General features: G+C 69.4%; 20 protein-coding genes. 5 read left to right on the top strand and 15 right to left on the bottom strand.

Going from position 1 to position 26479, the window contains the following annotated elements; all coding sequences use genetic code 11:
* Window positions 1-194: 194 nt before the first annotated feature.
* The 3 genes from AB0H82_RS15135 to AB0H82_RS15125 form a co-directional block, all read right to left on the bottom strand.
* Complete coding sequence (locus AB0H82_RS15135; protein WP_362992653.1) at window positions 195-824, bottom strand: hypothetical protein; 630 nt, start codon at window positions 822-824, stop codon at window positions 195-197.
* A gap of 79 nt (window positions 825-903) precedes the next feature.
* The gene (locus AB0H82_RS15130; protein WP_362992651.1) at window positions 904-1605 is read right to left on the bottom strand and encodes a ribonuclease HII; all 702 of its coding nucleotides are present in this window, start codon (window positions 1603-1605) and stop codon (window positions 904-906) included.
* A gap of 68 nt (window positions 1606-1673) precedes the next feature.
* The gene (locus tag AB0H82_RS15125; protein ID WP_362992649.1) at window positions 1674-2288 is read right to left on the bottom strand and encodes a TetR/AcrR family transcriptional regulator; all 615 of its coding nucleotides are present in this window, start codon (window positions 2286-2288) and stop codon (window positions 1674-1676) included.
* A gap of 138 nt (window positions 2289-2426) precedes the next feature.
* On the opposite strand from AB0H82_RS15125, the gene AB0H82_RS15120 reads away from it, so the two are divergent.
* The gene (locus AB0H82_RS15120; protein ID WP_362992648.1) at window positions 2427-3986 is read left to right on the top strand and encodes an MFS transporter; all 1560 of its coding nucleotides are present in this window, start codon (window positions 2427-2429) and stop codon (window positions 3984-3986) included.
* 547 nt (window positions 3987-4533) lie between these two features.
* On the opposite strand, the gene AB0H82_RS15115 is transcribed toward AB0H82_RS15120, so the two are convergent.
* From AB0H82_RS15115 to AB0H82_RS15105, 3 genes are read right to left on the bottom strand one after another with little or no spacing between them, the layout of a single operon-like run.
* The gene (locus AB0H82_RS15115; RefSeq protein WP_362992646.1) at window positions 4534-5442 is read right to left on the bottom strand and encodes an ADP-ribosylglycohydrolase family protein; all 909 of its coding nucleotides are present in this window, start codon (window positions 5440-5442) and stop codon (window positions 4534-4536) included.
* 13 nt (window positions 5443-5455) lie between these two features.
* On the bottom strand, window positions 5456-6115 hold the full coding sequence (locus tag AB0H82_RS15110; protein ID WP_362992644.1) for a phosphoglycerate mutase family protein: 660 nt from the start codon (window positions 6113-6115) through the stop codon (window positions 5456-5458).
* Window positions 6116-6149: 34 nt separating this feature from the next.
* Window positions 6150-7760, bottom strand: a complete 1611-nt coding sequence (locus tag AB0H82_RS15105; protein WP_362992642.1) for an ABC-F family ATP-binding cassette domain-containing protein — start codon at window positions 7758-7760, stop codon at window positions 6150-6152.
* Between the two features lie 445 nt (window positions 7761-8205).
* Between AB0H82_RS15105 and AB0H82_RS15100 the strand changes: the two genes are divergently transcribed.
* Complete coding sequence (locus AB0H82_RS15100) at window positions 8206-8751, top strand: TetR/AcrR family transcriptional regulator C-terminal ligand-binding domain-containing protein (protein WP_362992640.1); 546 nt, start codon at window positions 8206-8208, stop codon at window positions 8749-8751.
* 95 nt (window positions 8752-8846) lie between these two features.
* On the opposite strand, the gene AB0H82_RS15095 is transcribed toward AB0H82_RS15100, so the two are convergent.
* Window positions 8847-9452, bottom strand: a complete 606-nt coding sequence (locus AB0H82_RS15095) for a YdbC family protein (protein ID WP_362992638.1) — start codon at window positions 9450-9452, stop codon at window positions 8847-8849.
* Between the two features lie 33 nt (window positions 9453-9485).
* Entirely contained in the window at window positions 9486-10307 is an 822-nt protein-coding gene (locus AB0H82_RS15090) for an arylamine N-acetyltransferase (protein WP_362992636.1), read from the bottom strand.
* A 122-nt stretch (window positions 10308-10429) separates the two neighbouring features.
* Here AB0H82_RS15090 and AB0H82_RS15085 point away from each other — a divergent pair, with 122 nt between their 5' ends.
* Window positions 10430-11005 carry a TerD family protein gene (locus AB0H82_RS15085; protein WP_362992634.1) on the top strand — a complete coding sequence of 192 codons (576 nt, stop codon included), beginning with the start codon at window positions 10430-10432 and terminating at the stop codon, window positions 11003-11005.
* A gap of 150 nt (window positions 11006-11155) precedes the next feature.
* Here AB0H82_RS15085 and AB0H82_RS15080 read toward each other — a convergent pair whose 3' ends face one another.
* Together AB0H82_RS15080 and nrdR are read right to left on the bottom strand one after the other, a co-directional pair.
* Window positions 11156-14053, bottom strand: coding sequence for a vitamin B12-dependent ribonucleotide reductase (locus AB0H82_RS15080; protein WP_362992632.1), 2898 nt, complete (start codon window positions 14051-14053; stop codon window positions 11156-11158).
* 137 nt (window positions 14054-14190) lie between these two features.
* Window positions 14191-14736: a transcriptional regulator NrdR gene (gene nrdR, locus AB0H82_RS15075; protein ID WP_362992630.1), complete on the bottom strand. Its 546-nt coding sequence runs from the start codon at window positions 14734-14736 to the stop codon at window positions 14191-14193.
* Between the two features lie 495 nt (window positions 14737-15231).
* On the opposite strand from nrdR, the gene lexA reads away from it, so the two are divergent.
* Window positions 15232-16017, top strand: coding sequence for a transcriptional repressor LexA (gene lexA / locus AB0H82_RS15070; protein WP_030778599.1), 786 nt, complete (start codon window positions 15232-15234; stop codon window positions 16015-16017).
* A gap of 144 nt (window positions 16018-16161) precedes the next feature.
* On the opposite strand, the gene AB0H82_RS15065 is transcribed toward lexA, so the two are convergent.
* From AB0H82_RS15065 to AB0H82_RS15045, 5 genes are all read right to left on the bottom strand, one after another.
* A complete protein-coding gene (locus tag AB0H82_RS15065; RefSeq protein WP_362992628.1) occupies window positions 16162-18132 on the bottom strand; it encodes an ATP-dependent DNA helicase in 1971 nt (656 codons plus the stop codon).
* 40 nt (window positions 18133-18172) lie between these two features.
* Window positions 18173-20026 (bottom strand): IucA/IucC family siderophore biosynthesis protein, encoded by a 1854-nt coding sequence (locus AB0H82_RS15060; protein ID WP_362992799.1) that lies wholly within the window; start codon window positions 20024-20026, stop codon window positions 18173-18175.
* Window positions 20027-20130: 104 nt separating this feature from the next.
* Window positions 20131-20847, bottom strand: a complete 717-nt coding sequence (locus AB0H82_RS15055) for a GNAT family N-acetyltransferase (RefSeq protein WP_362992626.1) — start codon at window positions 20845-20847, stop codon at window positions 20131-20133.
* 36 nt (window positions 20848-20883) lie between these two features.
* Window positions 20884-22776 carry an IucA/IucC family protein gene (locus tag AB0H82_RS15050; RefSeq protein WP_362992797.1) on the bottom strand — a complete coding sequence of 631 codons (1893 nt, stop codon included), beginning with the start codon at window positions 22774-22776 and terminating at the stop codon, window positions 20884-20886.
* Window positions 22777-23007: 231 nt separating this feature from the next.
* Window positions 23008-24663 carry a diaminobutyrate--2-oxoglutarate transaminase family protein gene (locus AB0H82_RS15045; protein WP_362992624.1) on the bottom strand — a complete coding sequence of 552 codons (1656 nt, stop codon included), beginning with the start codon at window positions 24661-24663 and terminating at the stop codon, window positions 23008-23010.
* 469 nt (window positions 24664-25132) lie between these two features.
* On the opposite strand from AB0H82_RS15045, the gene AB0H82_RS15040 reads away from it, so the two are divergent.
* The gene (locus AB0H82_RS15040; protein WP_362992622.1) at window positions 25133-26362 is read left to right on the top strand and encodes a hypothetical protein; all 1230 of its coding nucleotides are present in this window, start codon (window positions 25133-25135) and stop codon (window positions 26360-26362) included.
* The last annotated feature ends 117 nt before the right edge of the window (window positions 26363-26479 follow it).

Below are 26479 nucleotides of genomic sequence, written 5' to 3'. Positions count from 1 at the left end.
CACACCTCTCACGCAGGTCACACGGAACCGAATGCACGGCACGGAAGCCGACGGCATACGTCGGCCACCGCACTGTGCTTTCGGCCGTGCTCCTGCGCAGCTGTACTTCAGCGCAGCTGCAGCGCCGGCCGTGATCTCACCGCGTCACCGGGCAAGCGGCCACCGGTCCTGCGGCCACCGCGCGGACGTCGGTGTCAGACGCGCGCGCCCAGCATCGCGTTGATCCGCTGCGGATCGCCGCAGACGATCAGCAGGGCCTTCGCGCGCGTGAGCGCCGTCGGCAACGCCGCGACCGCGGTCTCCTCGCTGCCGCCGTTCACGGCGACGACGACCACGGGCCGGGGCGCGGCACGATTCAGCGCGGCGGCGTCGGCGTAGAAGACGTCGTCACCCGCGTCGTGCTGAGCCCAGTAGGCGGCTTCGCCGAAGGACAGCTCGTGCGCGGCCCACGGGTGCGGGTCGCCGGTGCTGATCACCAGGACGTCGCCGGGGGCTCGCCCGGAGTCGAGCAGGAGGTCGACGGCTTCCTCGGCCGCGTCCAGCGCGCCCTCGGCCGAGGCCGGGATCAGCTGGACCTGCGGAACCGAGGCCGAAGCGTCGGGGGCAGCCGGGGCGGGCGCCCCGGGCTTGGCGGCCGTGTCGCGCGGCGCGCGCTGCGCGGGCGGCATCGGCCGGGCAGGACCCGGACGGCCGGGACGCGGCGGAGCCGCGGGACGGGGGCCGGGTACGGGGCGGGGGGTCGGCGCGGTGCGGCCGTTGGCCTGCGTGGCGCGGGGACCCTGGGCACTCTCGTGAATCTGAGGCTCCTCGGGAATGAGAGGCATGAAGTGTTGTCTATCAAACGCCGACACGACTCGCGTCGGCGGGTGGCACATGAGTGCGATCGGAAGCGCCGGAAAAGCATCAGAACTCAAAGCCGAGCTGACCCTCGATTTCCGGAACTTTTCCGTCCGCCCAGCTGCGGGCCTTCTTGAGGTGCCGCCACTGGGGCAACGCATCAAGATACGCCCACGAAAGCCGGTGGTACGGGGTGGGCCCCCGCTCCGCCAGCGCGGCCTTGTGCACCGGCGACGGATAGCCGGCGTTGGCCGCAAAACCGAAGTCTGCATGTTCGATGCCCAGTTCGGCCATCATTTTGTCGCGCTGAACCTTGGCGATCACCGAAGCCGCGGCGACAGCCACACAGGACTGGTCACCTTTGATCACCGTACGAACCTGCCAGGGAGTCCCGAGGTAGTCGTGCTTCCCGTCGAGGATGACCGCGTCCGGGCGGAGCGGCAGCCCCTCCAGAGCGCGCACCGCGGCGAGCCGCAGCGCGGCCGTCATGCCCAGTTCGTCGATCTCCTCGTGCGAGGCGTGACCGAGGGCGTGCGCCGTGACCCAGCTCTCCAGCTCCGCGGCGAGCGCGGTGCGCCGCTTGGGAGTGATCAGCTTGGAGTCGGTGAGCCCTGCGGGCGGCCGGCGCAGTCCCGTGACCGCCGCACAGACGGTGACAGGTCCCGCCCACGCGCCGCGCCCGACCTCGTCGACACCGGCGACGATCTTCGCTCCGGTGGTGGCGCGCAAGGAGCGCTCGACGGTGTGGGTGGGTGCTTCGTACGGCATGGCGTCAATAGCCTACGCCGCCGGGGACGGCCCGCGACACCCAGGCTGCCCAAACGCTCCGGACCCGGTCAGGGGCGCAGCAGCGGAACCATCACGCGGTCGATCAAGGCCTCGAACTCATCGTCCCGCCATTCACTTCCGCACACCTTCGTGCGGTACATGAACATGGCCGGAATGACGTCACAGACGTACGCGTCGAGCCCCCCGGAACGCACCTCTCCGCGCTCGATTCCCCGCCGGATGACCCCCTTGATCAACTTCACGCTCGGCTCGACGACGCCCTCGAAGATCACGTCATGGAAGCGCTCGGCCGTTGCCGTGTCGCACTCGTGAAGCACGGACCGCAGGGCGTGCCCGGGACGCGAGAACATCGTCACCCGCACCTGCTTGCACAGCTCCAGCAGCTCCTTCCGGACGCTTCCGAGATCCGGGACGCCGTCGAGCCGCGGCAGCCCGGCCCGCAACGCGTCGACGACCAGATCCTCCTTGGACGGCCAGCGGCGGTAGACGGCGGCCTTGCCGGTCTGCGCGCCCGCGGCGACGCCCTCCATCGTCAGCCCACTCCAGCCGACCGTACCGAGCTGCTCAAGGGCGGCATCGAGGATCGCCCGCTCCAGGACAGCTCCCCGGCGACGCGAGGAGACCGTTCGAGCGGGCACGGCCGCCCAGCGGGAAGTAGCCATCAGTTTCTCTCCATTGAGCACGCGAGAAAGGGGGAGCGGACGGGACGGGCGAGTGAACGCTTGCGTTCACTCAAGGGGAGTCACTACCGTCGCATGAACAGTGAACGGGGCCGTTCACTAAGGAACTTGTGGGGGATCATGACGACCACCTCTCAGCTGACGAAAAATCAAAATCCGGGGGCCGCCCGCCGAGAGGGACATCCCGGCCTGGCGCTCACCGTCATCGCGGCCTGCCAACTCATGGTGGTCCTGGACGCGACGATTGTGAACATCGCGCTCCCCCACATCCAGGGAGCGCTCAACTTCTCGACGACCGACCTCACTTGGGTCGTCAGCGCGTACACCCTCACCTTCGGGGGACTGCTGCTGCTCGGCGGCCGCGCCGGTGACATCCTGGGACGCCGCCGCGTCTTCATGGCCGGCATCCTCCTCTTCACGGCTGCCTCGCTCCTCGGCGGTTTCGCCCAGGAGCCCTGGCAGTTGCTGGCCGCGCGCGCCCTGCAGGGCGTCGGTGGCGCCATCGCGTCGCCGACCTCGCTGGCACTCATCACGACGACTTTCCCCGAAGGACCCGAGCGGAACCGCGCTTTCGGTGTCTTCGCCGCCGTCTCCGCAGGTGGTGGCGCCATCGGGCTGCTGGCGGGCGGCATGCTCACCGAGTGGCTCGACTGGCGCTGGGTGCTGTTCGTGAACGTGCCCATCGGCATCCTGATAGCCGTCCTCACCCCGCTCTACATCAACGAGTCCGAGCGTCACCCCGGCCGCTTCGACATCCTCGGCGCGACGACATCGACGCTCGGCATGGCCTCCTTGGTCTACGGCTTCATCCGCGCGTCCGAGGAGGGCTGGCGCGACAGCCTCACCCTGGGCTCGTTCGCCGCGGCGGTGGTCCTGCTCCTGGCCTTCGTCTTCGTCGAGAAGCGCGCGAAGGAGCCGATCACGCCCCTCCGCATGTTCGCCGACCGCAACCGCTCCGGCACCTACGTGATCATGCTCAGCCTCGCCGCCGCGATGTTCGGCATGTTCTTCTTCATCGTCCTCTTCGTGCAGAACATCCTGAACTACACGCCGATCGAGGCCGGCCTGGCCTTCCTGCCAGTCACCGTCGTCATCGCGATCGGGGCGGGCCTGTCGCAGAAGTTCCTCCCCGTGCTCGGCCCCAAGCCGTTCATGGTGACGGGTTCGATCATCGTCGCGCTGGGGCTCGGCTGGCAGACACTGATCAGCCCGGACAGCTCGTACGTCGGTGGAGTGCTCGGCCCGATGCTCCTGTTCGGCTTCGGCATGGGCCTGAACTTCGTCACGCTGACGCTGACCGCCGTCTCCGGGGTGGCCCTCCACGAAGCGGGCGCGGCATCCGGCCTGCTCAACGCCACCCAGCAGGTGGGCGGCTCCCTCGGCCTCTCCATCCTCACCACGGTCTTCGGCACGGCCAGCCGGGACGAGGCCAAGGAGCAGGTGGCGGACTTCATGGCTCACGCCACACCGGAGCAGAAGGCCGAGTTCGCCAAGACTCATGAACTCCCCGCCCCCTGGGCCCACGAGGTGCTGGCGGAGGGCATCTCGACCGCCTTCATCCCGGCCGCCGCCATGGCCGTCCTCGCCCTGATCATCGCCGCACTGGTGATCCGCGTACGCAAGAGCGACCTCGACGCCCTCGCCGGCACGGCGAGCGCAGCGGGGCCCGCGGGCGGCTGACAGGACGGGGCCGCGGGCGCCGGCGCACGGACGACATGCCGCCGACGCCCGCGCCCTGCCGCACGTCTCGGACACGGGCCCCTCCTCCCGACCGGTACCCCCACGCAGCACGCGACCCACCCAAGTGGCCACGGAAGAGCTGCCGGCACCGGCATCCAGTTCAACGCAACGCATGCAGTTCAACGCATGCAGTTCAACGCATGCAACCAAGATCAACTAGCGGCCCGCCTCAGGATAGCCACAGCCAGGCAAGCGGCCCACGGCCCCGAGCGGGCCGGGGCGGACCGGGGCGGGCCGCAGGCCGGCGCTGCTCTTGACGCTCACGCCCCCATCGACGCCGATCCAGCCTTGCCCGGGTGGGGCGGGTCCTGCCTGAGTAGGGCCCGGGTTCTGCCAGGGCAGTGCGGGCCACCCAGCTCTCCCCAGTAGGGCGGGGTCAACCCTGCCCGGACAGGCCCAGCCCCACCTGCCCGGATCGAGCCGGCCAGTGCTCAGCCCACCCTGGGGGGCGGGGGCGTACTCGGCGCCGAGCGTGTCCGACCGGAGGTCAGAACACGTCGCCGGTGACCCAGCCGGGCAGCGCCTCGGTGCGTGCCAGCCACTCCGCGGGCGGCGCTCCACCGTCACCGCACGCGACCACGCCACCCACGATGGCGCAGGTCGTGTCCATGTCGCCGCCCACCTGAGCCGTGTCCCATATGGCCCGCTCGTACGCCCCGAGCCCACGGGCGGCCGACCACAACGCGAACGGCACCGTGTCGTGCGCCGTCGTACGCCGACCACAGCCCAGCACCGCCGCGACCGTCCCGGCGTCGCCGTAGTCGAGCATGTCCCGTGCCCGGCGCAGCCCTGCTCCCACGGCGCTGCGGGGCACCAGGTCGATGACCCCGTCGAGGAGCTCCTTCGGCGTCGGCGGCCCGGCGGGGTCGGCTGTCAGCGCCGCGGCCGCGGCCACCGCCATCGACCCGACGACCGCTTCGCGGTGCTGATGCGTGGGGTATGCCGAGATCTCCGCCTGGTGCGTCGCCTGCTCGGGGTCGTCGGCGTACCAGGCGCCGAGCGGGGCGATCCGCATCGCCGCGCCGTTCCCCCAGGATCCCTGCCCCTTGAAGAGCGCGGAGGCCAGCTCCCGCCAGTCCCCGCCCTCACGAACCTGCCGGAGCAGCCGGTTCACGGCAGGGCCGTAGCCGCGGTCGAAGTCGTGGTGCTCGGCGAACGACTGGGCGAGTGCGTCCTGGTCGATCCGACGGTGCTTCCTGAGGACGGCCAGCACGGAGCAGGCCATCTCCGTGTCGTCGGTCCATTGCCATGGGGCGTCGGGCAGCTCTCGGCGCTTCAGCAGTGGGTAATGCGCGGGCACGAAGAACTGTGAGCCCAGCGCGTCCCCCACCGCCAGTCCGCGCAGGCTGGCCATGGCGCGCTCAAGGCGCCGGTCGGGAGAGGAGTCAGCGGTCATCGCCCTGCCCACTCTATCCGGTCACCCCGTACGGCTCCGGCTCGCGCCAGCGTTCGAACGGTCGGTCCAGCGTGTATTTCCCGTCGTCACCGAGCACCAACATCCTCATCTCTCCGTTGCCCGGGTTGGACAGCGACTCGAACTCCGCCACCGTCCAGTGGAACCAGCGCATGCAGAACAGGCGCATGGTCAATCCGTGCGTGACCAGCAGGACGTTGGGCGGGTGATCCGGTGCCTCGAAGCTCCGGTAGAGGCTCTCCAGGAAAGCCCCCACCCTGTCGTAGACATCGGCCCCCGATTCTCCCTGCGCGAAGCGGTAGAAGAAGTGCCCGTACGCGTCGCGGTACGCCTTCTGCAGCTTTACGTCGTCCCGGTCCTGCCAGTTGCCCCAGTCCTGTTCCCGCAGCCTCGGCTCCTCCCGCACGCGCACCAGCTCGGGGTCGAGCCGGAACGCCTGGAAGGTCTCGTGGGTGCGGCGGTACGGCGAGACGTACACGCTCACCCGCTCACGACCGAGCACTTCCCGCAGGTGTTTCCCCGTCTCCGCCGCCTGGGACCACCCCGACTCGGTGAGTGCCAGCGCGTGATCGGGCTCGCGCTCGTACACGGTGTCGTCGGCGTTTCCGGCCGACTCGCCGTGCCGGACCAGGATGATGCGCCGCGGGCGTGCCATAGGGAAACCCTAGATCGGGTCACTGGCGGGCTGCTCAGTCGGGTAGCCGTCCGGCCTCCATCCGGCGTATTCGGCCCCTGAAGCGCCGGCGGAGGAGCCGGTCGTGCGAGACGACGACGAGCGCTCCCGTCCACTGGTCGAGTGCCGCCTCCAGCTCCTCGACCAGGCCGAGTGCCAGATGATTGGCGGGCTCGTCGAGCAGCAGCAGGTCGGCGGGCCTGGCGAGCAGCCGTGCGAGGGCCAGCCTCCGACGCTGCCCGGCGGACAGGGACCCTACCGGTATGTGCAGGTCACGGGGCCGGAACAGGCCGTACGAGAGGATCAGTTCCCGCTGCTCCTCCTCGGTCAGTCCCAGGCCCTTCCCGAACACTTCGAGGACGGGCTCGGCGGGACGTCGTACCGGTATCTCCTGGGCGAGATAGCCGATCCGGCCCCTGCGGACGACAGAGCCCTCGTCGGGTTCGAGCACCCCCGCCATGGTGCGCAGCAGAGTGGATTTCCCCGCGCCGTTGCCTCCGTGGATCAGCAGTCGGTCGCCGGCCGAGACAGTGAGCGACTCCACGGCCAGCCGCTCCCCCACCCGCACGTCCCGCAGGGTCACCAGGGCCCCTTCGGTCGCGCCGGTCACGGGGCGTGCCGTGAAGCGCAGAGGTTCCGGAGGCCTGGGGACCGGGTTCTCCCGCAGTCTGCGGAGTCGCTCCTGCGCGTTCCGCACGCGTCCGGCGATCGAGGCCTGGACCCGTCCCCCGGCGCGGTCGTACGCCATTTTGTTGTTGTCCTTCATGCCCCGGCCGCCGGCCACCGCGTGGGCTGTGGTCGCCATGAACTCCTGGAGACTGCGTGTCTCCTCGCACCACTGCGCGTACTGCTGCTCCCAGCGCAGTCGGGCGGCTGCCCGTTCCGCCACAAGTCCCTGATAGCCGCCGCCGTGTCGCACCACCGACCGGCGATCGGCGTCCACTTCAAGGATCGCGGTGGCCACGCGCTCCAAGAACGTGCGGTCGTGGGAGACCGCGACCACGGTTCCACGATGCGCCGACAGGGCGCTCTCCAGCCAGTCCAGGGCGCCCTCGTCCAGATGATTGGTCGGCTCGTCCAGGAGCATGACTTCGGGTGCTGCCGCGATGAGGCACGCGAGGCCCAGCCGAGCCTGCTCGCCGCCGGACAGACTGCCCAGCACCCTGTTCCGGCCGATGTGACCGAGCCCCAGTCCGTGCATCGCCTTGTCCACCCGGGCGTCCGCCTCATAGCCGCCGCGCAGTTCGAAGGCCGTGAGCAGGTCCCCGTACTCTCTCAGCCCCTTCTCCGTCGCGGAACCGAGGCCTGCCTCCAGGCTGCGCAACTGGCGCTCCATCGCCCGCAGTTCGTCCAGCGCCGCGTCGATCGCGTCACCGACACAACGGTCGGGCGGGAGCCGAGGAGTCTGAGCGAGGAGCCCGGCGCCTCGCTCGGCGACGGTCACGACCTCGCCGTCGTCCGGCCGTTCGTCCCCGGACATCAGGTGCAGCAGGGTGGACTTTCCCGCGCCGTTCTCCCCCACGACGCCTATGCGCTCACCCGGCCGCACCGCGAGGGACACCCCGTCGAGCAGCAGCCGGTCCCCACGAGTCTTGGTCACGTCATGCAGAGAGATCTGAGTAGGCAAGAGCACCCCCGGTTTCGCATCCACCTCGGACAAACGCAACGTCCGTCGCATTACGATGAGTGTGGCAGACTGCCCGGTCTAACGCAACACGAGTTGTGATTAGATTTCGGTGAGACGACGGAGAAGGGCCGAATCGATGGCGGACGAGCCTGTAGCGCCTGGTCAGAGCGGTGACGTACCGAGCGCTGTGCATCGCCGGTCCGGTGGCACAGCGCGGCGGAGCGGAGCTGGAACGGGCGGATCGCGTGGCGGTGAGGCGCAGCGGCGCAGCTCGCCACGGCCCGTGAAGGCAGAAGCGAGCCGACCCGCCACCGAAACGCAACCGACCGCGAAAGCAGCAGCAACGCCGCCCCAGGAAACGGAAGCAACTCCTCCGTCTCCCGCTCCCGGCACGCGCCGCCCCGGCGGCCGCACAGCCCGCACCCGCGCCGCCGTCCGGGACGCCGTGCTGAGCGGTCTGACCGACCACGGCTATCCCGGGCTCACCGTCGAATACATCGCCGATCACTCGGGCGTGCACAAGACCACGCTGTACCGGCGTTGGGGCGGCCTCGAAGGCATGGTCGCCGACGCCCTGGACATGGCGGGAGAGGACACCTGGACCCCGCCGGACACCGGAAGCCTTGAGGGCGACCTGCGTGAGCTCGCCCGCGAAGTGGTCGACTCGTTCTCCGACGAAACGGCTGCCGCGGCTCCCACCGCCTTCGTCGCGGCGGCCTTCCAGTCGGCACGGGCCGCCGAAGCCCTGCACGCTTTCTACGCCGAGCGGTTCGGCCGCTGCGAGGCGGTCGTCACCCGCGCCGTCGCACGCGGCGACGCACCCCCGGACACCGACGCGGCGGCGCTCGTCCGCGCCGTCTCGGCCCCGCTCTTGCTCCGCGTCTTCATCACGCGCGAGCCGATCGACACGGCGCTCGCGGACCAGTCCGCGGCAGCAGCCGTCGCTGCCACCCGCGAGGGCGCGTTCGCCCGGCGATGCCCGCAGGAGTAAGGGAGTTACCGAGAAAGCGTCACGGAAGCCAGGAGAGCTTCAGCGGTGACAGGTCAAGGGCCGGGGAGGAGGCTGGGAAAGGTCAGGTAGGGGGGTCACACCGTCCACGACGGCTCCAGATGCACGATGTCGCCCGCGATCGCGGAGACATCTGCATCCGTCTGTGCCCGCAGGGACAGTCGCTCCACCCGCTCGGCACGATATTTGCCGTGTTCGGCCGCCGACAGCCACATGGAAAGCACCAGGAACTCGTGCCCGGGCGCCTCGCCGAAAAGCCCTCGCACCATTCCCGGGGAGCCGGCCATCGCGGGGTTCCACACCTTCTCCTGCATCAGCGCGAAGTGCTCCACCCGCGCCTCCCGGACCCGGCAGTGCGCCACTCGCAGCACATCCACGTCCGTGAAGCGCGGTTCGAACCCGGTCTTCACGTCGAAGCGGTAGTCGAAGAGCTTGGCCTGGAGGTTCTTGAAGGTGCCCGACTGCGCGGCCGCCAGGCGGTCGTGCGAGCGGGCCATGAAGGAGTCGTAGAAGGCTCGGCTCTCCCAGAAGGCGAAGACGTGAGCGACACCCGGACGACCCCGACTCCACCCCCCGCCCTGCCCCCGGAACCCCGGCTCACCCAAAAGCCCCGCCCACTTTCGCTGCCCTCGTTCGAACCCCCGACGGTCCACCACGGTGCAGCGAATCCACTTGACCAGCACCGCGCCATCGTACGGCGCGGAGCGCGGCCCGGGTCACGCTCCGGCGTAGTGCACCCGGATCAGCTCGGCTGCATCATCAGCGTCCAGCTCAATACCGAACTCCCGGTCGAGAACGTCCGTCAATTCGCCCACAGGAACGCTTCGTTCGTCCACAGAACCGTCCGGGTGCACCACCGTCAGCTGATCGCCCACCAGCTTGCGGCGCACCTCTGGAGCCGCCTTCTGCACCACCGGACGCCTGATGAACGACGACTTGGGGTGAGTCGACGTGTAGTGGTTCATCACTACGTAGTCGACGGGAAGTCGCCGTTCCTGGGTGTAGGCGTAGAGGTCGAGCCACCCGTCGGATTGCGATGTCCGTAGGACCAGGACACCCTCGGCCTCCTGCTGCAGCCCGAAACGCCACTCTCCTTGCTGCATTTCCACGCCACCGCGCAGCGGGATCGGTTCGAGCAGCCCGTCGGCGCCGAATCCGACATCGCAATGCCACGCTTCGCCGTCCACCTCTACCTTCAGGACCATGTGCGTCACCGCGCGCGTGGACGATGCCCCGACCCTGACCCGAGCCGCGAGCCCGGTGACGTCGAAGCCGATGCGTTCCAGAGCGGCCGCGAAGAGCAGGTTCTGCTCGTAGCAGTAACCGCCTCGCCGACTGTGCAGCAGCTTGGCCTGCAGTGCCGGCAGGTCCAGTGGCACCGGACGGCCGAGCATCATTTCGAGGTTCTCGAAGGGGATCGCCGCCACGTGCTCCCTGTGGAGCACGCGCAGAGTGTCGAGGTCCGGTTTTGTCCCACCCGTGTGCCCGAGTCTCGCCAAGTAGGCCTCGATGTCGAGTTCTTCCCCGCTGAATGTCATGGGTTCATGATCTCCTTCGCCGGATCGCAGGCCGATCGCGTTCGTTTCAGGCCCCGTTGTCCCACCTCTGACCAGCGACGCTACGTCGTTGTCAGTCGCACGCCGTAGCGTGTGCGTTGGACATGCCTGGTGAATCCGTAGCTGCCAGGTCACGAGGAGGGGGAAGTCCAGTGAGCAGTGTCAGCAAGGGAATCAAGAAGGTCGAAGTCGGACTGAAGTGGGATCCGAGCCCGGCGGGGACACCGTCCAACGACCTCGACATCATCGCCGCGACGTACGCCGCGGACGCTCCGTACGGCAACCCCGTCTACCTCGTGCACTTCGACAGCCGCTCCCCCGACGGCACCATCACCCTGAACCGGGACAGCAGGACGGGTCAGGGCTTCGGTTTCGACGAGGTCATGACTCTGGAGCTGGACCGTCTCGCCGCCACTTTCGCCCGGGTCGTCGTGGGGGTGGCCATACAGCAGGAGGCGGAGCAGAAGGTGTTCGGCGAGATCAGGAACACCGCGATCCGGATCCGCGAGGGCTACACGGACCTGGCGCAGAGCGACCTCTCCAGTGTCTCCGGCTGCACGGCCGCGACCATCGCCGAGTTCACCCGGGACGAGACCGGGGCGTGGTCGTTCCGCGAGGTCATCCGAGGCTTTGACGTCGATCCGACGATGTTCGCCTCGCTCATGGGCGGCGAGCACTGACACTGACCCACCTGAGAGCTCCCCTCCGCCCCAGGGACCACACCAAAGGGCGGTGGCGCCGAGGAATCGGCTCCACCGCCCTTGGCGGTCAGGTCACCTCCGGTACGAGCCCACAATCACAGCCCGGCCCGGAGGCACGACCCACTGGTCTCAGCTGCAGCCACTGGTCGAGCCGCAGCCCTCGCAGATGTAGCAGGAACCGGCGCGCTGCATCTTCGTACCGCAGGAGAAGCAGAGCGGCGCGTCGGCCTGGATGCCCAGCTGCATCTCGACGAGCTCCGCGCTGGTGTGCGCCTGCTGCGGCGCGGCCTTGACGCCCTCGGCCTCCGCCTTCGGCGTGGCGACGGCCTTCAGGGGCTCGGTCTGCAGCGGAGCCGACTGGGACAGACCCTCGACGTCGACCTCGTCCTCGGTCGGCTCGTACGACCCGGTCTCCAGGTGCCGCTGACGCTCCTCGGCGGAGTGGATGCCGAGCGCGGAACGCGTCTCGAAGGGCAGGAAGTCCAGCGCCAGGCGGCGGAAGATGTAGTCGACGATCGACTGCGCCATCCGCACGTCCGGGTCGTCCGTCATACCGGCCGGCTCGAAGCGCATGTTCGTGAACTTGGAAACGTACGTCTCCAGGGGCACGCCGTACTGCAGGCCGACCGAGACGGCGATGGAGAAGGCGTCCATCATGCCCGCGAGGGTCGAGCCCTGCTTGGACATCTTCAGGAAGACCTCGCCGAGACCGTCGTCCGGGTAGGAGTTGGCGGTCATGTAGCCCTCGGCGCCACCCACCGTGAAGGAGGTGGTGATGCCGGGACGGCCCTTCGGAAGACGCTTGCGGACCGGGCGGTACTCGACCACCTTCTCGACCGCGGCACGGATCGTGTCCTCGGCCTTCTCGGTGATCTCGGCCTTCTCCTCCTCCTTCTTCTTGGCGGAGAGCGGCTGACCGACCTTGCAGTTGTCGCGGTAGATGGCGAGCGCCTTGACGCCCATCTTCCACGCCTCGAAGTAGACCTCTTCGACGTCCTCGACGGTGGCGGTCTCCGGGAGGTTGACCGTCTTGGAGAGGGCGCCCGAGATCCACGGCTGGATCGCGGCCATCATGCGGACGTGGCCCATCGCGGAGATGGAGCGCTCACCCATGGCGCAGTCGAAGACCTCGTAGTGCTCGGTCTTCAGGCCCGGGGCGTCGATCACATTGCCGTTCTCGGCGATGTGGGCGACGATCGCCTCGATCTGCTCCTCCTGGTAGCCCAGGCGACGCAGGGCCTGCGGCACGGTGCCGTTGACGATCTGCATCGAGCCGCCGCCGACGAGCTTCTTGAACTTCACCAGGGCGAGGTCGGGCTCCAGGCCCGTGGTGTCGCAGGACATCGCGAGACCGATGGTGCCGGTCGGGGCGATGACGGACGCCTGGGAGTTCCGGAAACCGTTCTTCTCGCCGAGGCGGATCACGTCCTGCCAGGCCTCCGTGGCGGCGGCCCAGATCGGCGAGTCCAGGTCGTCCACGCGGACGGCCGCGCCGTTGGCGTCGGCGTGCTGCTTCATGACGCGCTTGTGCGGCGTCGCGTTGCGGGCGTAGCCGTCGTACGGGCCGACGACCGCGGCGAGCTCGGCGGAACGCTTGTACGAGGTGCCCGTCATCAGCGACGTGATGGCGCCGGCGAGGGCGCGACCGCCGTCGGAGTCGTACGCGTGACCGGTCGCCATCAGGAGAGCGCCGAGGTTGGCGTAGCCGATGCCCAGCTGACGGTAGGCGCGGGTGTTCTCGCCGATCTTCTGGGTCGGGAAGTCCGCGAAGCAGATCGAGATGTCCATCGCGGTGATGACCAGCTCGACGACCTTCGAGAAGCGCTCGACGTCGAAGGACTGGTTGCCCTTGCCGTCGTCCTTCAGGAACTTCATCAGGTTCAGCGAGGCGAGGTTGCAGGACGTGTTGTCCAGGTGCATGTACTCGCTGCACGGGTTCGAGCCGTTGATCCGGCCGGACTCCGGGCAGGTGTGCCAGGCGTTGATCGTGTCGTCGTACTGGATGCCGGGGTCGGCACACGCCCAGGCAGCCTCGGCCATCTTGCGGAAGAGCGACTTGGCGTCGACCTCCTCGATGACGTCACCGGTCATCCGGGCCCGCAGACCGAACTTGGAGCCGGACTCCACGGCCTTCATGAACTCGTCGTTCACGCGGACCGAGTTGTTGGCGTTCTGGTACTGGACGGACGTGATGTCGTCGCCGCCCAGGTCCATGTCGAAGCCCGCGTCGCGCAGGGCGCGGATCTTCTCCTCTTCCTTCACCTTGGTCTCGATGAAGCCCTCGATGTCGGGGTGATCGACATCGAGGATGACCATCTTGGCCGCGCGGCGCGTGGCGCCACCGGACTTGATAGTTCCGGCGGAGGCGTCGGCACCGCGCATGAAGGAGACGGGACCCGAGGCGTTGCCTCCGGAGGACAGCAGTTCCTTGGAGGAACGGATGCGGGACAGGTTCAGGCCGGCGCCGGAGCCGCCCTTGAAGATCATGCCCTCTTCCTTGTACCAGTCGAGGATCGACTCCATGGAGTCGTCGACGGCCAGGATGAAGCAGGCGGACACCTGCTGCGGCTGGGGCGTACCGACGTTGAACCAGACCGGCGAGTTGAAGCTGAAGATCTGGTGCAGGAGGGCGTAGGCCAGCTCGTGCTCGAAGATCTCGGCGTCGGCGGGCGAGGCGAAGTAGTTGTAGTCCTCACCGGCCTTGCGGTACGTCTTCACGATGCGGTCGATCAGCTGCTTGAGGCCGGTCTCGCGCTGCGGGGTACCGACGGCCCCGCGGAAGTACTTGCTGGTGACGATGTTGACCGCGTTCACCGACCAGAAGTCGGGGAACTCGACGCCACGCTGCTCGAAGTTGATCGAGCCGTCGCGCCAATTGGTCATGACGACGTCACGGCGCTCCCAGGCCACCTCGTCGTACGGATGCACGCCGGGCGTCGTGTGGATGCGCTCGATACGCAGACCCTTGTTGGCCTTGGAACCCTTAGCGCGGGAACCTCGTGCCGGGCCGCTCGTCGTCTCGGTCATGCCGCCTCCCTGTATCAGGCTAAAACGCCCTGAAGTGCCACGTTCTTCCCGTGGCACGGATGTGTGTCTGATGTTGCGGACATCGCAGAGGACGCCCTCAACAGGTCTGGTTCGCCGCCGGCCGGTCGGTCAGCCGGTCAGTCGGCGGCAGTGGCGGGCACCGGGACTTCGACAGTCCCTCCGGGCCCGCAGTCATTCACGACGCGCTCTCCGCCCGCGTCGCACGGCTCCGCTTGGAGCCGCTGTTCCCTCAGCTCCCCGATGGCAGCCTCGAAGTCCTCGAGCGAGTCGAAGGCCCGGTACACGGACGCGAAGCGCAGGTAGGCGACGAGGTCGAGCTCCTGCAACGGACCGAGTATGGCGAGGCCCACGTCGTGAGTGGTCAGCTCGGCGCTTCCGGTGGCCCGCACCGCCTCTTCGACCCGCTGGCCGAGCAGGGCGAGGGCGTCCTCGGTCACCGGCCGCCCCTGGCACGCCTTGCGGACGCCGTTGATGACCTTGGTACGACTGAAGGGCTCCGTCACGCCGCTGCGCTTGACCACCATCAGTGAGCACGTCTCCACGGTCGTGAAACGACGGGAGCAGTCGGGGCACTGACGGCGCCTGCGGATCGACGTGCCGTCGTCGGTGGTGCGGCTGTCGACTACGCGGCTGTCGGGGTGCCTGCAGAAGGGGCAGTGCATGGAACTTCCAACCCTCCTTCACGGCACGACTCATAAGCCTCAACGGGCCCTCGGGGCCCTCGAAGCAGCCCCAAGCATAGGCGATCCCGGAGGCCCTGAAAGACCAGGGACCACAACTTCTGGGCTGCTGCGGCAATCCAACCACTAGATCTGGGGTTTGGCTGCTTTTTCGGCACCGCGCGTGTCGTGCCACCTCGGAAGACGTCAACCGCACAGGGCCATCGCTCGCGCCGCTCGGGGCGGGGGCCGGTGCCGGGTTGACGGGGTGCCGAGTGGCAGTATGGGAGCCCCGCCGAGGGGCTCACGGTCCCGGCGGTGAAGCGTACCGTAATGAACCGAAATGCCGTTCGGCCCGAGCGCCAGCCATACACCCAAACACATGATCACGGCGGGTAATCTCCGTTTTTTCACTCGAACGTGTGTTTGGCGCAACCTTTCGAAAGCAACTACCGTTGGCTAGCTAGGGAGAGAACATCTCGAGAGGGGCCGACCGACGTGACCACCACCGCAGACAGCGCCACCATCACTGCCCAGGACCGCTCCCAGAGCCGACTCGAGCCGGTGCATGCCATGAATGACGCAGCCACGAACCAGGAGGGGCCCAAGCCCACTCGCTCCCTGCCGGGCCGACCTCCAGGCATCCGAGCCGACAGCTCGGGGCTCACCGACAGGCAACGCCGCGTGATCGAGGTCATCAGGGACTCTGTGCAGCGGCGCGGATACCCGCCGTCGATGCGGGAGATCGGGCAGGCCGTCGGCCTCTCCAGCACCTCCTCCGTCGCCCATCAGCTGATGGCTCTGGAGCGCAAGGGCTTCCTGCGCCGCGATCCGCACCGCCCGCGGGCGTACGAGGTGCGGGGCTCGGACCAGCCCAGCAGCCAGCCCACCGACACCACCGGCAAGCCCGCCGCGTCGTACGTCCCGCTCGTCGGCCGTATCGCGGCCGGTGGACCCATCCTCGCCGAGGAGTCGGTGGAGGACGTCTTCCCCCTCCCCCGCCAGCTCGTGGGGGACGGTGAGCTCTTCGTACTGAAGGTCGTCGGTGACTCGATGATCGAAGCCGCGATCTGTGACGGCGACTGGGTCACGGTGCGCCGCCAGCCCGTCGCGGAGAACGGCGACATCGTGGCCGCCATGCTGGACGGCGAAGCGACGGTCAAGCGATTCAAGCGCGAGGACGGCCACGTCTGGCTGCTGCCGCACAACTCCGCGTACCAGCCGATCCCCGGCGACGAGGCGACGATCCTCGGCAAGGTCGTGGCGGTGCTGCGGCGGGTGTGAAACCCCGCCCCTGACCGGGCCCCGGAACCAACTGCGCCGGTTCCGGGGCCCTGCTGCGTCTGGAGTCGGCCGCCTACGGAGGGGCGAGCCTCGGTACGCGCAGCCGCCCTGTGGCTACAGCCTCGGTGGCCACGGCCCGGAGGCCTACGCCCCGTCCGCCTTCGCCGCGGCGTCGATCGCGGCCAGCGAGCGACGTGCCTGATTACGGTCCGTCGTGTACCAGAAGTCGGGCAGCGAGGCCCGCAGATAGCTGCCGTAGCGCGCGGTGGCCAGCCTGGGGTCCAGGACGGCGACCACCCCGCGGTCCCCCGACGCCCGTACGAGACGTCCCGCGCCCTGAGCCATCAGCAGTGCCGCATGGGTCGCCGCGACCGCCATGAAGCCATTGCCGCCGGCCTCGTCGACCGCCTTCTGGCGAGCGCTCATCAGTGGATCGTCGGGGCGCGGGAACGGAATCTTGTCCATGATCACCAGCTGGCAGCTGGGACCCGGCACGTCGACGCCCTGCCAGAGCGAGAGGGTCCCGAAGAGACACGTCTTCGAGTCCGCCGCGAACCCCTTGATCAACTCGCCGAGGGTTTCCTCGCCCTGCAGGAGGATCGGCACGTCCAGTCGCTCCCGCAGCTCCTCGGCCGCGCCCTGAGCTGCCCGCATGGAGGAGAACAGGCCGAGCGTGCGGCCACCGGCCGCTTCGATCAGCTCGGCCAGCTCATCGAGCATGTCGCTCCGGGTGCCTTCACGTCCCGGCCGGGCCAGGTGCTTGGCGACGTACAGAATGCCCTGCTTGCCGTAGTCGAAGGGCGAGCCGACGTCGAGGCCCTTCCAGACAGGCGCGTCCTCGGATTCGGTGCCCTCCGGTGCCAGGCCGAGCGAGGCACCCACGCCGTTGAAATCGCCGCCCAGCTTGAGCGTGGCGGAGGTGAGGACCACCGAGCGGTCGGCGAAGAGCTTCTCCCTCAGGAGGCCCGACACGGACATGGGAGCCACACGCAGTGAGGCGCCGAAGCGTTCGTGGCGCTCGTACCAGACGACGTCGTACTCGGAGCCGTTCGTAATGCGCTCCGCCACGTCGTGGATCGACTCGACGGAGGCGAGCGCCTGCTTGCGGACCGCGTCCTCGTCCTGGACCGACTTGTCGCGGGTCGAACCGAGCGCTGTGATGACGCCCCGGGCGGCGTCCCGCAGGGCCATCAGCGCATATCCGAGGTCCTCCGGGATCTCTTCCAGACGACCGGGCAGAGCCAGCTCCATCAGGCGCTCGAAGCCCTCCGACGCGGTCTGGAGCTGGTCCGCCACCTTTTCGTTGACGAGCTTCGCCGCTCGGCGCACGGCGCGGTTGACCTGCCCGGGGGTGAGCTCGCCCGTGGCCACGCCGGTGACGCGGGAGACCAGCTCATGGGCCTCGTCCACGATCAGCACCTCGTGCTGGGGCAGCACGGGGGCGCCCTCGATGGCGTCGATGGCGAGCAGCGCGTGGTTCGTGACGACGACGTCGGAGAGCTTGGCGCGCTCACGGGCCGCCTCAGCGAAGCACTCCGCCCCATAGGCGCACTTCGAAGCGCCCAGGCACTCCCGGGAGGAGACGGAGACCTGGGACCACGCGCGGTCGGACACCCCGGGGGTCAGATCGTCGCGGTCGCCGGTCTCGGTCTCGTCCGCCCAGTCCCGCATCCGCAGGAGGTCCTGGCCCAGCTTGCTGGTGGGAGCGGCCGCCTCGAACTGATCGAAAAGCCCCTCCTCCTCGTCCTGCGGCATGCCCTCATGGAGGCGGTGCAGGCACAGGTAGTTCGAGCGGCCCTTGAGCATCGCGAACTGGGGGCGGCGGCGGAGCAGCGGATGCAGCGCGTCCACCGTGCGCGGCAGGTCGCGCTCCACGAGCTGGCGCTGCAGGGCGAGGGTGGCCGTCGCGATCACCACGCGCTCACCGTGGGCCAGGGCCGGCACCAGATAGCCGAGGGATTTACCCGTGCCGGTGCCGGCCTGGACCAGCAGGTGTGAGCCGTCGTCGATCGCCTCGGCGACGGTCTCGGCCATGGACACCTGGCCAGGGCGTTCCGTGCCGCCGACAGCGGTGACGGCGGCGTGCAGGAGCTCGGGGAGGGAGGGCTTCGTCATAGCGCGACCACCCTACGGTGCCCCACTGACAATCCGGCGATCAAGGCTGGTGGAGGGGGTTGGGCACGGTGCCGTGCACGGCGGCGTGCGGGCGCTGGGGCCGGTCCCGGTAACCGTCGAGGTGGAGCCGGTTCCGGTTCAGGCAGAGCCGCTCGATTCGGGGTGTGAGCAGGTCGAACATCTCGTACCGCTCCTTCAGCTCCGGGGCGCGTGCCTGGTGCCGGAGGATCTCCGCACGCACGGAGGACCAGAAGTCGTGCTCCGGGATGCCGAGTTGTTCCTCGCACAGGGGCGCGAGATACCGGAAGACGCCTACGAAGAGACCCGAGTGGATGAACTGGGTGAGGAAGCCGGGAGGCTCGGTGAGGAGTACGTCGCGGACGTCGTCCGGCATCGACTCCTGCTCGGGAAGCGGTACAGCGCTCACGTTGACGTCGTCCACGAAGTCCTTCACCGCCAGCCGGACGGGGACGTCCTTGTCGTCGAAGACGACGATGGTGTTCTCCCCGTGAGGGGAGAACACGGTGCCGTAGCGGTACAGGAAGTGCAGCAGTGGAGGCAGCAGGGCGGCGAAGAGCCGCCGCAGCCACACCTTGGGGGCCAGCCCCGAGCGCTCCACGAGCTCCGCGACGAACGCCCGGCCGTCGGGGTCGGTGTGCGTGAGCGAGGCGAGCGTACGGGCGCGTTCACCCGGTGCGAGGTAGCGGCTGACCGGCTCGCGCCAGATGGCTCCGAGCAGCTCCCTGTACTGGTAGGGCACTTCCGGCAACTCGTCGTACAGAGGGTGCTCGACGGCCACCGACGCGACTTCACCCAGAAGGATCACTCCGCATTCGTCACGGAGAAAGGGGTCCGCGTCACGCAGTGCGTGCATCCAGGCCGTGACGGCGGGCGCGGCGACGGTGCGACCTGTGGGGAGGCCTCGCCACACGAGCGTGTTGAGGACCGACAGCGGAAGCTTCACTGTGTGCCGGTCGGAGCGGGACGCGTTGAGGAACGTACGGATGGACTGCTGAGGGAGGCGCAGGTCGCCGTCGCTGCAGAGCGGAACGATGGCATCCGCGGCGATGGACTGTGCGAAGAGCGGCAGCACGATCTCGTCCCACTGCCAGGGGTGCACGGGGAGGTAGAGGTACTCCTGCGGATCGAGTCCGCGTGCGCGGAGTAAGTCCGCGAAGGATGTGCGGGTGGCGGGGGAGAGCTCGCGCGCGTAGAGGTTCTGCGCGGTCTCCAGCCCTGTGACCCCTTTGTACACAGCGAGACTGGTGTGGACGGCGATCCATGGGAGCGTCGTGGAGCGGCGGGCCTCGGGTGCCCATCGATCGGTGTCGCGGGCGGAGAACCCGATGCGTCCCTTGTTGAGGACGAGCCAGGGGTGGCCGGTCTGGTGCCCCTCAAGTTCCGCGTAGCCGAGGTCGGCGAGTCGGGCGGCGTTGAGCGCCGTGTGATCTATGCGGGTGTCGGCGCTCAGCGTGACGGTCAGCTCGCGGATGAGGTGCCCGAGTGTGGCACCGTCCAGGCCCAGGGTCCTGCGGGCCATCACCAGGAACCGCAGCGGGTCGCTGAAGGGGAGAGCCGGTCCGTCGCCCTCGGCGAGGGTCAGGCCGGCCGGGTCCACATGCCAACTGTCGTACGAGCCACGGCGCGCGCGGAAGGTGAGGCAGGCGCCCTGCCGCCGGACCGACGTGGCGGTCTCGTCCTGCTCGGTCGGTTCGAGGTGAAGCCGGTAGGTGCACGTCTTCCCGTCCGCTGCGGATGCGGATGCGGGTGCGGGCACGGGTACGGGTACGGGCCGGATGATCTCCTCGTACGCGAACTCTCCGATCATCTTGGCCAGCAGGCGGCGCCCGGTCTCGCGCCATCTGTCCTGGGTCAGCTCGGGCGGGTCGTACAGCTCGGCGGAGGGGCTGGGAATCGGGCTGGAAGACGGATTCGGCACGGGGACTCCTCAGGGAGGGAACCGGATCGGGGCGAGCATCGTTACTAAGAGTGATCGGGTCAGAGCATGGCGCGCAGGGCCCGATCACGGACCACGAGGGCCGCGCGTTTGTCGGGCAGTTCCACTTCGGCGCAGTAGCGGAAGCCGGCGCTCAGGAATGCGGAGACGGAGGGGGTGTTGCGCAGGTCGGGTTCAGCTACGACGCGTGCGCATGCGGGGCGACGGTCGAGCACCAGGTCGGCGACGGCTCTGAGCAACGAAGTGCCGAGGCCACGGCCGCGGTTGGCCACTCTGCCGATGAGGAGGTGGATTCCTGTGTCATGAGGACGCGAGGGGTAGTGACGGGCCAGGGGGTCGAGGTCTGCCCGGTAGATCTCCCAGTAGCTCATCGGCATGCCGTCGAGCACGCCCAGGCAGGGGACGCTGCGTCCGTCTCCGTCGAGCTGTCGGCGCAGGTGGGCTTCGGTGACGGCTTCGGGCCCCGCCAGTTCCCAGAAGGCCGCCACGGCGGGGTCGTTCATCCATCGACTGATCAGCGGGAGGTCGCGTTCGAGACGTACGGGTACGAGTTGGAAGACACCGGCGGCGGTGGTGACAGGCCCCCAGCCTCCGACGCCATCCAGGAGATCGTCCTCCACCGCGGCGGCATGCCCGTCGCCCTCGGCCAGCAGGGCGACGAGTTCCTCGGGCAGGCGCAGGTCGAGGGTGTCCGTGCAGTCGGCGCCGGCAGCGGCGGATTCGGTACCGGCGTCGGTGCTCGCATCGGTGGGAGGCACGTCGTCGCTCCTGTCAGCAGAGGTGGGGCATGTCCCTCAGGAATGAAGGGGGTTGGGGATGGTGACGTAGACGGACTGGGTGTCGACGGGGCCGACAAGCTCGTCGAGGCCGTGCAGCCGGGTCAGCAGGTTGGCCTTGCACCGCAGGACGGGTGAGTCGAGCAGGGTCGCGGGCAGAGAGGTGCGCAGCCTGTCGGGCCCTGTCGCGACATCTCCGAGGAAGCGGCGGAAGGCGGCGAGCAGCAGCCGTTCGTCCGCGAGCCGTTCGGCGCCGAGGGCTCCGATGAGGCCGAGGACGTTGTTGATGCCGAGGTAGTAGGCGAACCGCTCGTCCGTCACCTCGTCGGAGACAAAGGTGTCGCTGTCCTGACCGATGCTGGGAAGGCGTCGTTCGAGTTCGGCGCGGCGGGACTCGCGGAAGTAATAGCCCTGGTTGTCCCGGTAGCGGCCGCCCACGGGCCATCCGTCGGGGTCGAGCATGAGGAGGGTGTTCTGCTGGTGCGCCTCCAGGGCGACGCCCGCTTCACTGTCCAGCCACAGCACAGGGCGCACAACGGATTCGAGGTAGCGCAGGAACCACTCGGCGGCCACGGCACCCCGGGACCGGCCCGTCCGTCCGGCGAGTCGGGTGACGGTCTCGGCGAGCCGGGAGCGCATCGCACGAGGTTCCTGGCCGGCGGGCAGCGCCGTCGGCCGCGGCGAGACGAGGCCGGCGATGCAGGTGGCATCGTCACTGGGGCGGAAGGGGTTGTGTCGGATCATGACGTCGAGCCCGAGGACCGGCTCACCGTCGGGGCCGGTGACCGCGAGCCACGCCGGGTCGCGGACCACGTCGAAGCAGGGGTGGACCGACTGCCACTCTTCGCCGAGGCCGCTGCGCAGCAGCCGGTGGACCTCGACGCCGCGGTGCAGCTCCTTGCGGAGGTTCTCCCTGCGGGAGTTGGTGATGCGCAGGCCGAGCGAGAGCTTCAGCATGGCGGCCGCACCGGAGCGGTACAGGGTGCGTACGGAGGAGGTGGGGTGCCACGGGGCGCCATGAGGGCCGAGGTCCTGGAGGAGCCCGGCGTCGAGGAGTGCGGCGGTCGCGGGGCGGTGCCGGAGCTCGCGGATCTGCCAGGGATGCACGGGCAGGGCGACGCGATCGCCCCGGAGCGGCAGGTCCGGACCTGCGAGGCGGGCGGTGAGCTGGTCGGCGGGGACGGCGCGGCCGCGCTCGGTCCAGGCCGAGTCGGAAGCGAGTACGGAGCGGTCGACAGCCAGCCAGTGCAGCGCGAAGGCGCCGCGCAACTCGGGTGAGTACAGGCGGGATTCGGTGTCGGACAGACCCTCGCGGCTCTTGGGGGTCGGATGCAGGGGGTGACCGAGGAGCAGGGACTGTTCGGCGGCGAGGAACAGGTCGGGCTCGTCGTCGGGGCTGTTGCGGCGGTAGGCGATGAACGCGGTCGTGCGGCGGACCGAGTCGGCGACCCGGCCGACCAGGTCGGCACCGTCGCCCGGCTCGGTCGGCTCGCTCAGCTCTGTCGACTCGGTCGGCTCGACCGCCTCAGTCTCGGCCGCTTCGGTCGATTCGGTCGGTTCGGCCGGTTGGGTCGGTTCGGTCGCGCCGGCCGACGGCGGCTCCGTGGTGCGTCGGGCGGTCTCGCGGCCGAGGAGGGCGGCGACGGTGACGGCGTCCACGGGCGGGGCGCTCGCCGGGCCGTCTTCGAGATAGGGGAGGCTGAAGCGGTGCCAGCCGGTGGCCGACCAGTAGTGCACGGGGACGAGCAGGGCCGTTCCGCTGGCCGGGAGGGGGATGCGCAGGACGCCGCGGTCCGGGGCGGGGATGTTGTTCTCCCTGACCCAGCAGCGCAGGAGGTTCTCGACGGCGGCCGTCTGGGCGGCGACGTGCGGGTCGGGGTGATCCAACAGGTCGGTGGACGTGCCGCGCAGGCGTTCGGCGTCCTGGCCGCCACCCTTCTGCCGGGGGACCGTGTTGGACTCCGCCACCAGTGAGGTGTGCGCGCCGCACGCACCCGGGGCGTGGGGTTGGGGGCGGCCTTCGGATGCGGGGGTGGCGTTCAAGAGGGCTTCCTTGTGAGGTTGTCAGGGGCTCCGTGTGGCAACGGGGCGGGTACGCGCTCGGCGGCTCGTGTCAGCCGGAACGGCCCGGGTCCGTCTTGGCTATGCGTGGTGGGCACGCGCCGCGGTGGCCAGCGCGTCGGCGAGGCGGTCGAGGACCGCGGTCGCCTGTTCGTCGGTGATGGTCAGGGGAGGCAGGAGTCGTACGACACTGGAGTGGCGGCCGCCGAGTTCGACGATGAGGCCGCGGCGCAGACACTCGCGTTGTACGGCCGCGGCCAGGTCCGGGGCCGGTGGGTGGGGTCGCGAGGCGGCGAAGGGGTCGTCCGGGGGTGGGCTGAGCCGGGCGTCGACTGGCGGGGCGGGCGCGGCTCCGGCCCGGGTGACCGCTGACGGAGTCTCGGGGCGCGCTTGCGCGGTGGGCGTGGTCGGCGACGGGACCGCCCCTGACTCCGGCCTCACCTCCGAGCCGGCCCCCGGCGCCAGGCCACCCTGCTCCGGAATCGAGCCTCCACCTACCGCCACCCCGGACCCAGAACCCGACACCGACCCCGAGGCCGAGGCCGACCCAGGCGTCGGCATCGGTCCCGGCTTCGGAGCCGGGCCCGGCCCTGTGTCCGAAGCCGGGTCCACCAGTTCCACGCCGATCATCAGCCCCCGGCCGCGGACCTCGCCGATGCAGGGGTGGTCGGCGGCCAGGGAGCGCAGTTGGGCGAGCATGCGGGCGCCGAGGGTGGCGGCGCGTTCTGCGAGGCCGTTCTCGCGGACGTACGCGAGGGTCGCCGCGCCCGCTGCCATGGCGAGCTGGTTGCCGCGGAAGGTGCCGGCGTGCGCGCCGGGCGGCCAGACGTCGAGGTCGTCTCGGTAGACCACGACGGCAAGGGGGAGGCTGCCGCCGATCGCCTTGGAGAGCACCATCACGTCGGGGACGACGCCGCTGTGCTCGACGGCCCAGAAGGCTCCGGTGCGGCCGACGCCCGTCTGTACCTCGTCCGCGATGAGGGGGATGTCGCGCGCGGCGGTGATCTCGCGCATCCGGCGGAGCCAAGCGTCGGGAGCGGGGAGGACTCCGCCCTCGCCCTGGACCGGTTCGAGGATCATGCCTGCGGGTGTCGTCACGCCCGATTTGGGGTCGTCGAGGAGGTTCTCGGTCCATCGGGCGGAGAGCTCGGCGCCACGCGCGCCGCCCAGGCCGAACGGACAGCGGTACTCCTGCGGATAGGGCAGGCGCGCGACCCGTACGTCCGATGCGCCGCCGGATGCTTCGAGCGCCCCGGCCGTCATCCCGTGGTAGGCGCCGGTGAACGCGAGCAGATGGCCGCGGCCGGTGGCGGCGCGGACCAGTTTCAGCGCCGCCTCCACCGCGTCCGTCCCCGCGGGGCCGCAGAACTGGATCCGCGCGTGCTCGGCGAGGCCTCGCGGCAGCGTGTGGAACAGCTCGGTGGTGAAGGCGTCCTTGACCGGTGTGGCCAGGTCGAGGACGTGCAGCGGCGCCCCGGAGTCGAGGACCTTCCGGATCGCCTCAAGCACCACGGGGTGGTTGTGGCCGAGGGCCAGGGTTCCGGCGCCGGAGAGGCAGTCGAGGTAGCGGCGCCCGTCGGCACCCTCGATCGTCAGGCCGCGCGCCCGCACCGGCACGATCGGCAGGGCCCGCGCATACGTACGCGCCGCGGACTCGCGTGCCGACTGACGACGGAGGATCCCCTCTTGGGCCGCGGATTGCGCCATGGATTGCCCCACGGACTGGGACTGCGCCATGGACTTCGGTGCGGACTGCGGTGGGGACTGTGTTACGGAGTTCTCCGCGGACACTGCCGCGGGCGCAGGCTCGGTCACGGCCACGACTGTTGGTCCTCCCGCTGCGGACGAGCGCGTCCGCCGATGCGGCTCGGTGGAGCTCATGTGGGCGGCTGCGCGGGCGAGTTGGCAGGGGGATGAACGCAGGCCGCGACTCCCCCCGTACGTACCAACGACGAAATCGCCGGGGGATCACGGGCAATCGGAAGATCCTTGCCGTGACGGAACCGTTGCCCTTCCGTCGGCCGTCCCCAACGGCACCGGCATAGTGTGGGGGCCGTTCATCAGCGACAGGTGCACCGCTCCCCCGAGCAAATCAGAGCAAAGCAGAGAAACACGGCCAAGGGGTGCCGCACCGGTGGCAACGGGTGTTCCACACCCGGATGGCCAGCACTTTGGAACAATTTCGAGGCCCAGGGGGATTCTCACGATGCGACCCATACGTCCGCTCTTCACCGTTCGCAACAGGAGGAGCGCGCGCACCAGGACCGCCCCCGTGGCGGCTGTGGCGCTCGGCGCGGCGCTCGTACTGACCGCCACGGCCTGCGGTCCCACCGACGACAACGCCGGTGGCGACTCGTCGTCGGCGCAGCCCGGCGACAGCAACGGTGACGACAAGATCCAGATCCCGGACGCCTGGAAGGACAAGCTCAAGGACAACGGGATCGATCTGGACGAGTGGAAGAACGGCGCCTGGAAGAACTGGAACAAGGACGACTGGCTGCGCGAGGCGGGCGACTTCGTCAATCCCATCATCGAGGACCTCTGGGACCCGGACCGGATGCGGGACGCCGACAAGAACCCCGACCGGAGCGTCGACGACAGCGACATCTCCGGTGACCAGGGCGTCACCGACCCGACGCCCAAGCCTGTGCAGGCGGCCCCCGTGGGGACGCCGTACCACGACCGGGCAGCCGAGTCCGGCAAGCTCTTCTTCGACGGCCCCAAGGGTTCGATGGTCTGCTCCGCGACCGTCGTGAAGGACCCGGCCCACCCGGGCAAGTCCAACATGGTGTGGACCGCGGGTCACTGCGTGCACGCGGGCGCCGAGGGCGGCTGGTACCGCAACATGATCTTTGTCCCCTCCTACAACAACAGCGGCAAGTCGGCCGAGGAGCTGCGGAACGCTCCGAAGGAAGAGGTCGCTCCGTACGGCGTCTGGTGGGGTGACTGGGCGCAGACTTCCGACCAGTGGATCGAGCAGGGCGGCCCGACGGGCGGCAAGGGCGCTCCGTACGACTTCGCGGTCATTCACGTGAAGCCGGAGAAGGGCAGCGAGGGCAAGTCGCTTGAGGAGACGGTCGGTTCGGCGCTTCCGGTGGACTTCGACGCCCCGGCGGTGCCCCGGATCGACACGATGACGGCGACCGGCTACCCGGCGGCGCCGCCGTACGACGGCCAGAAGCTGTTCCAGTGCGCGGACAAGCCGGGACGGCTCTCGCTGACCAAGCCCGACCCGACGATGTACCGCGTCGGCTGCACCATGACCGGCGGTTCGTCCGGTGGCGGCTGGGTCGCCGAGGGTCAGGACGGCAAGCCCGCCCTGGTGTCGAACACCTCCATCGGTCCGGTGACGGCGGGCTGGCTGGCCGGTCCGCGCCTCGGCAAGGAGGCCAAGGGCATCTACAGCGCGGTCAGCAAGAAGTTCGCCGGCCAGTAGACAGGTCTCTGGGGCAGGCCCGGGAGACAAGCCCGGAAGGCCAGCTCGGCAGCGAAGTCCAGTAGAGAAGCACAGCGGCGGGGCGCCGAAAACCTTCACGACCCCGCCGCTGTTCGC

This window comes from Streptomyces sp. NPDC050732, assembly GCF_040654255.1.
In the GTDB taxonomy this organism is placed as follows: Bacteria; Actinomycetota; Actinomycetes; order Streptomycetales; family Streptomycetaceae; genus Streptomyces.
The sequence above is the reverse complement of the archived record's forward strand: the minus strand, read 5'-3'. Positions and strand labels throughout refer to the sequence as shown.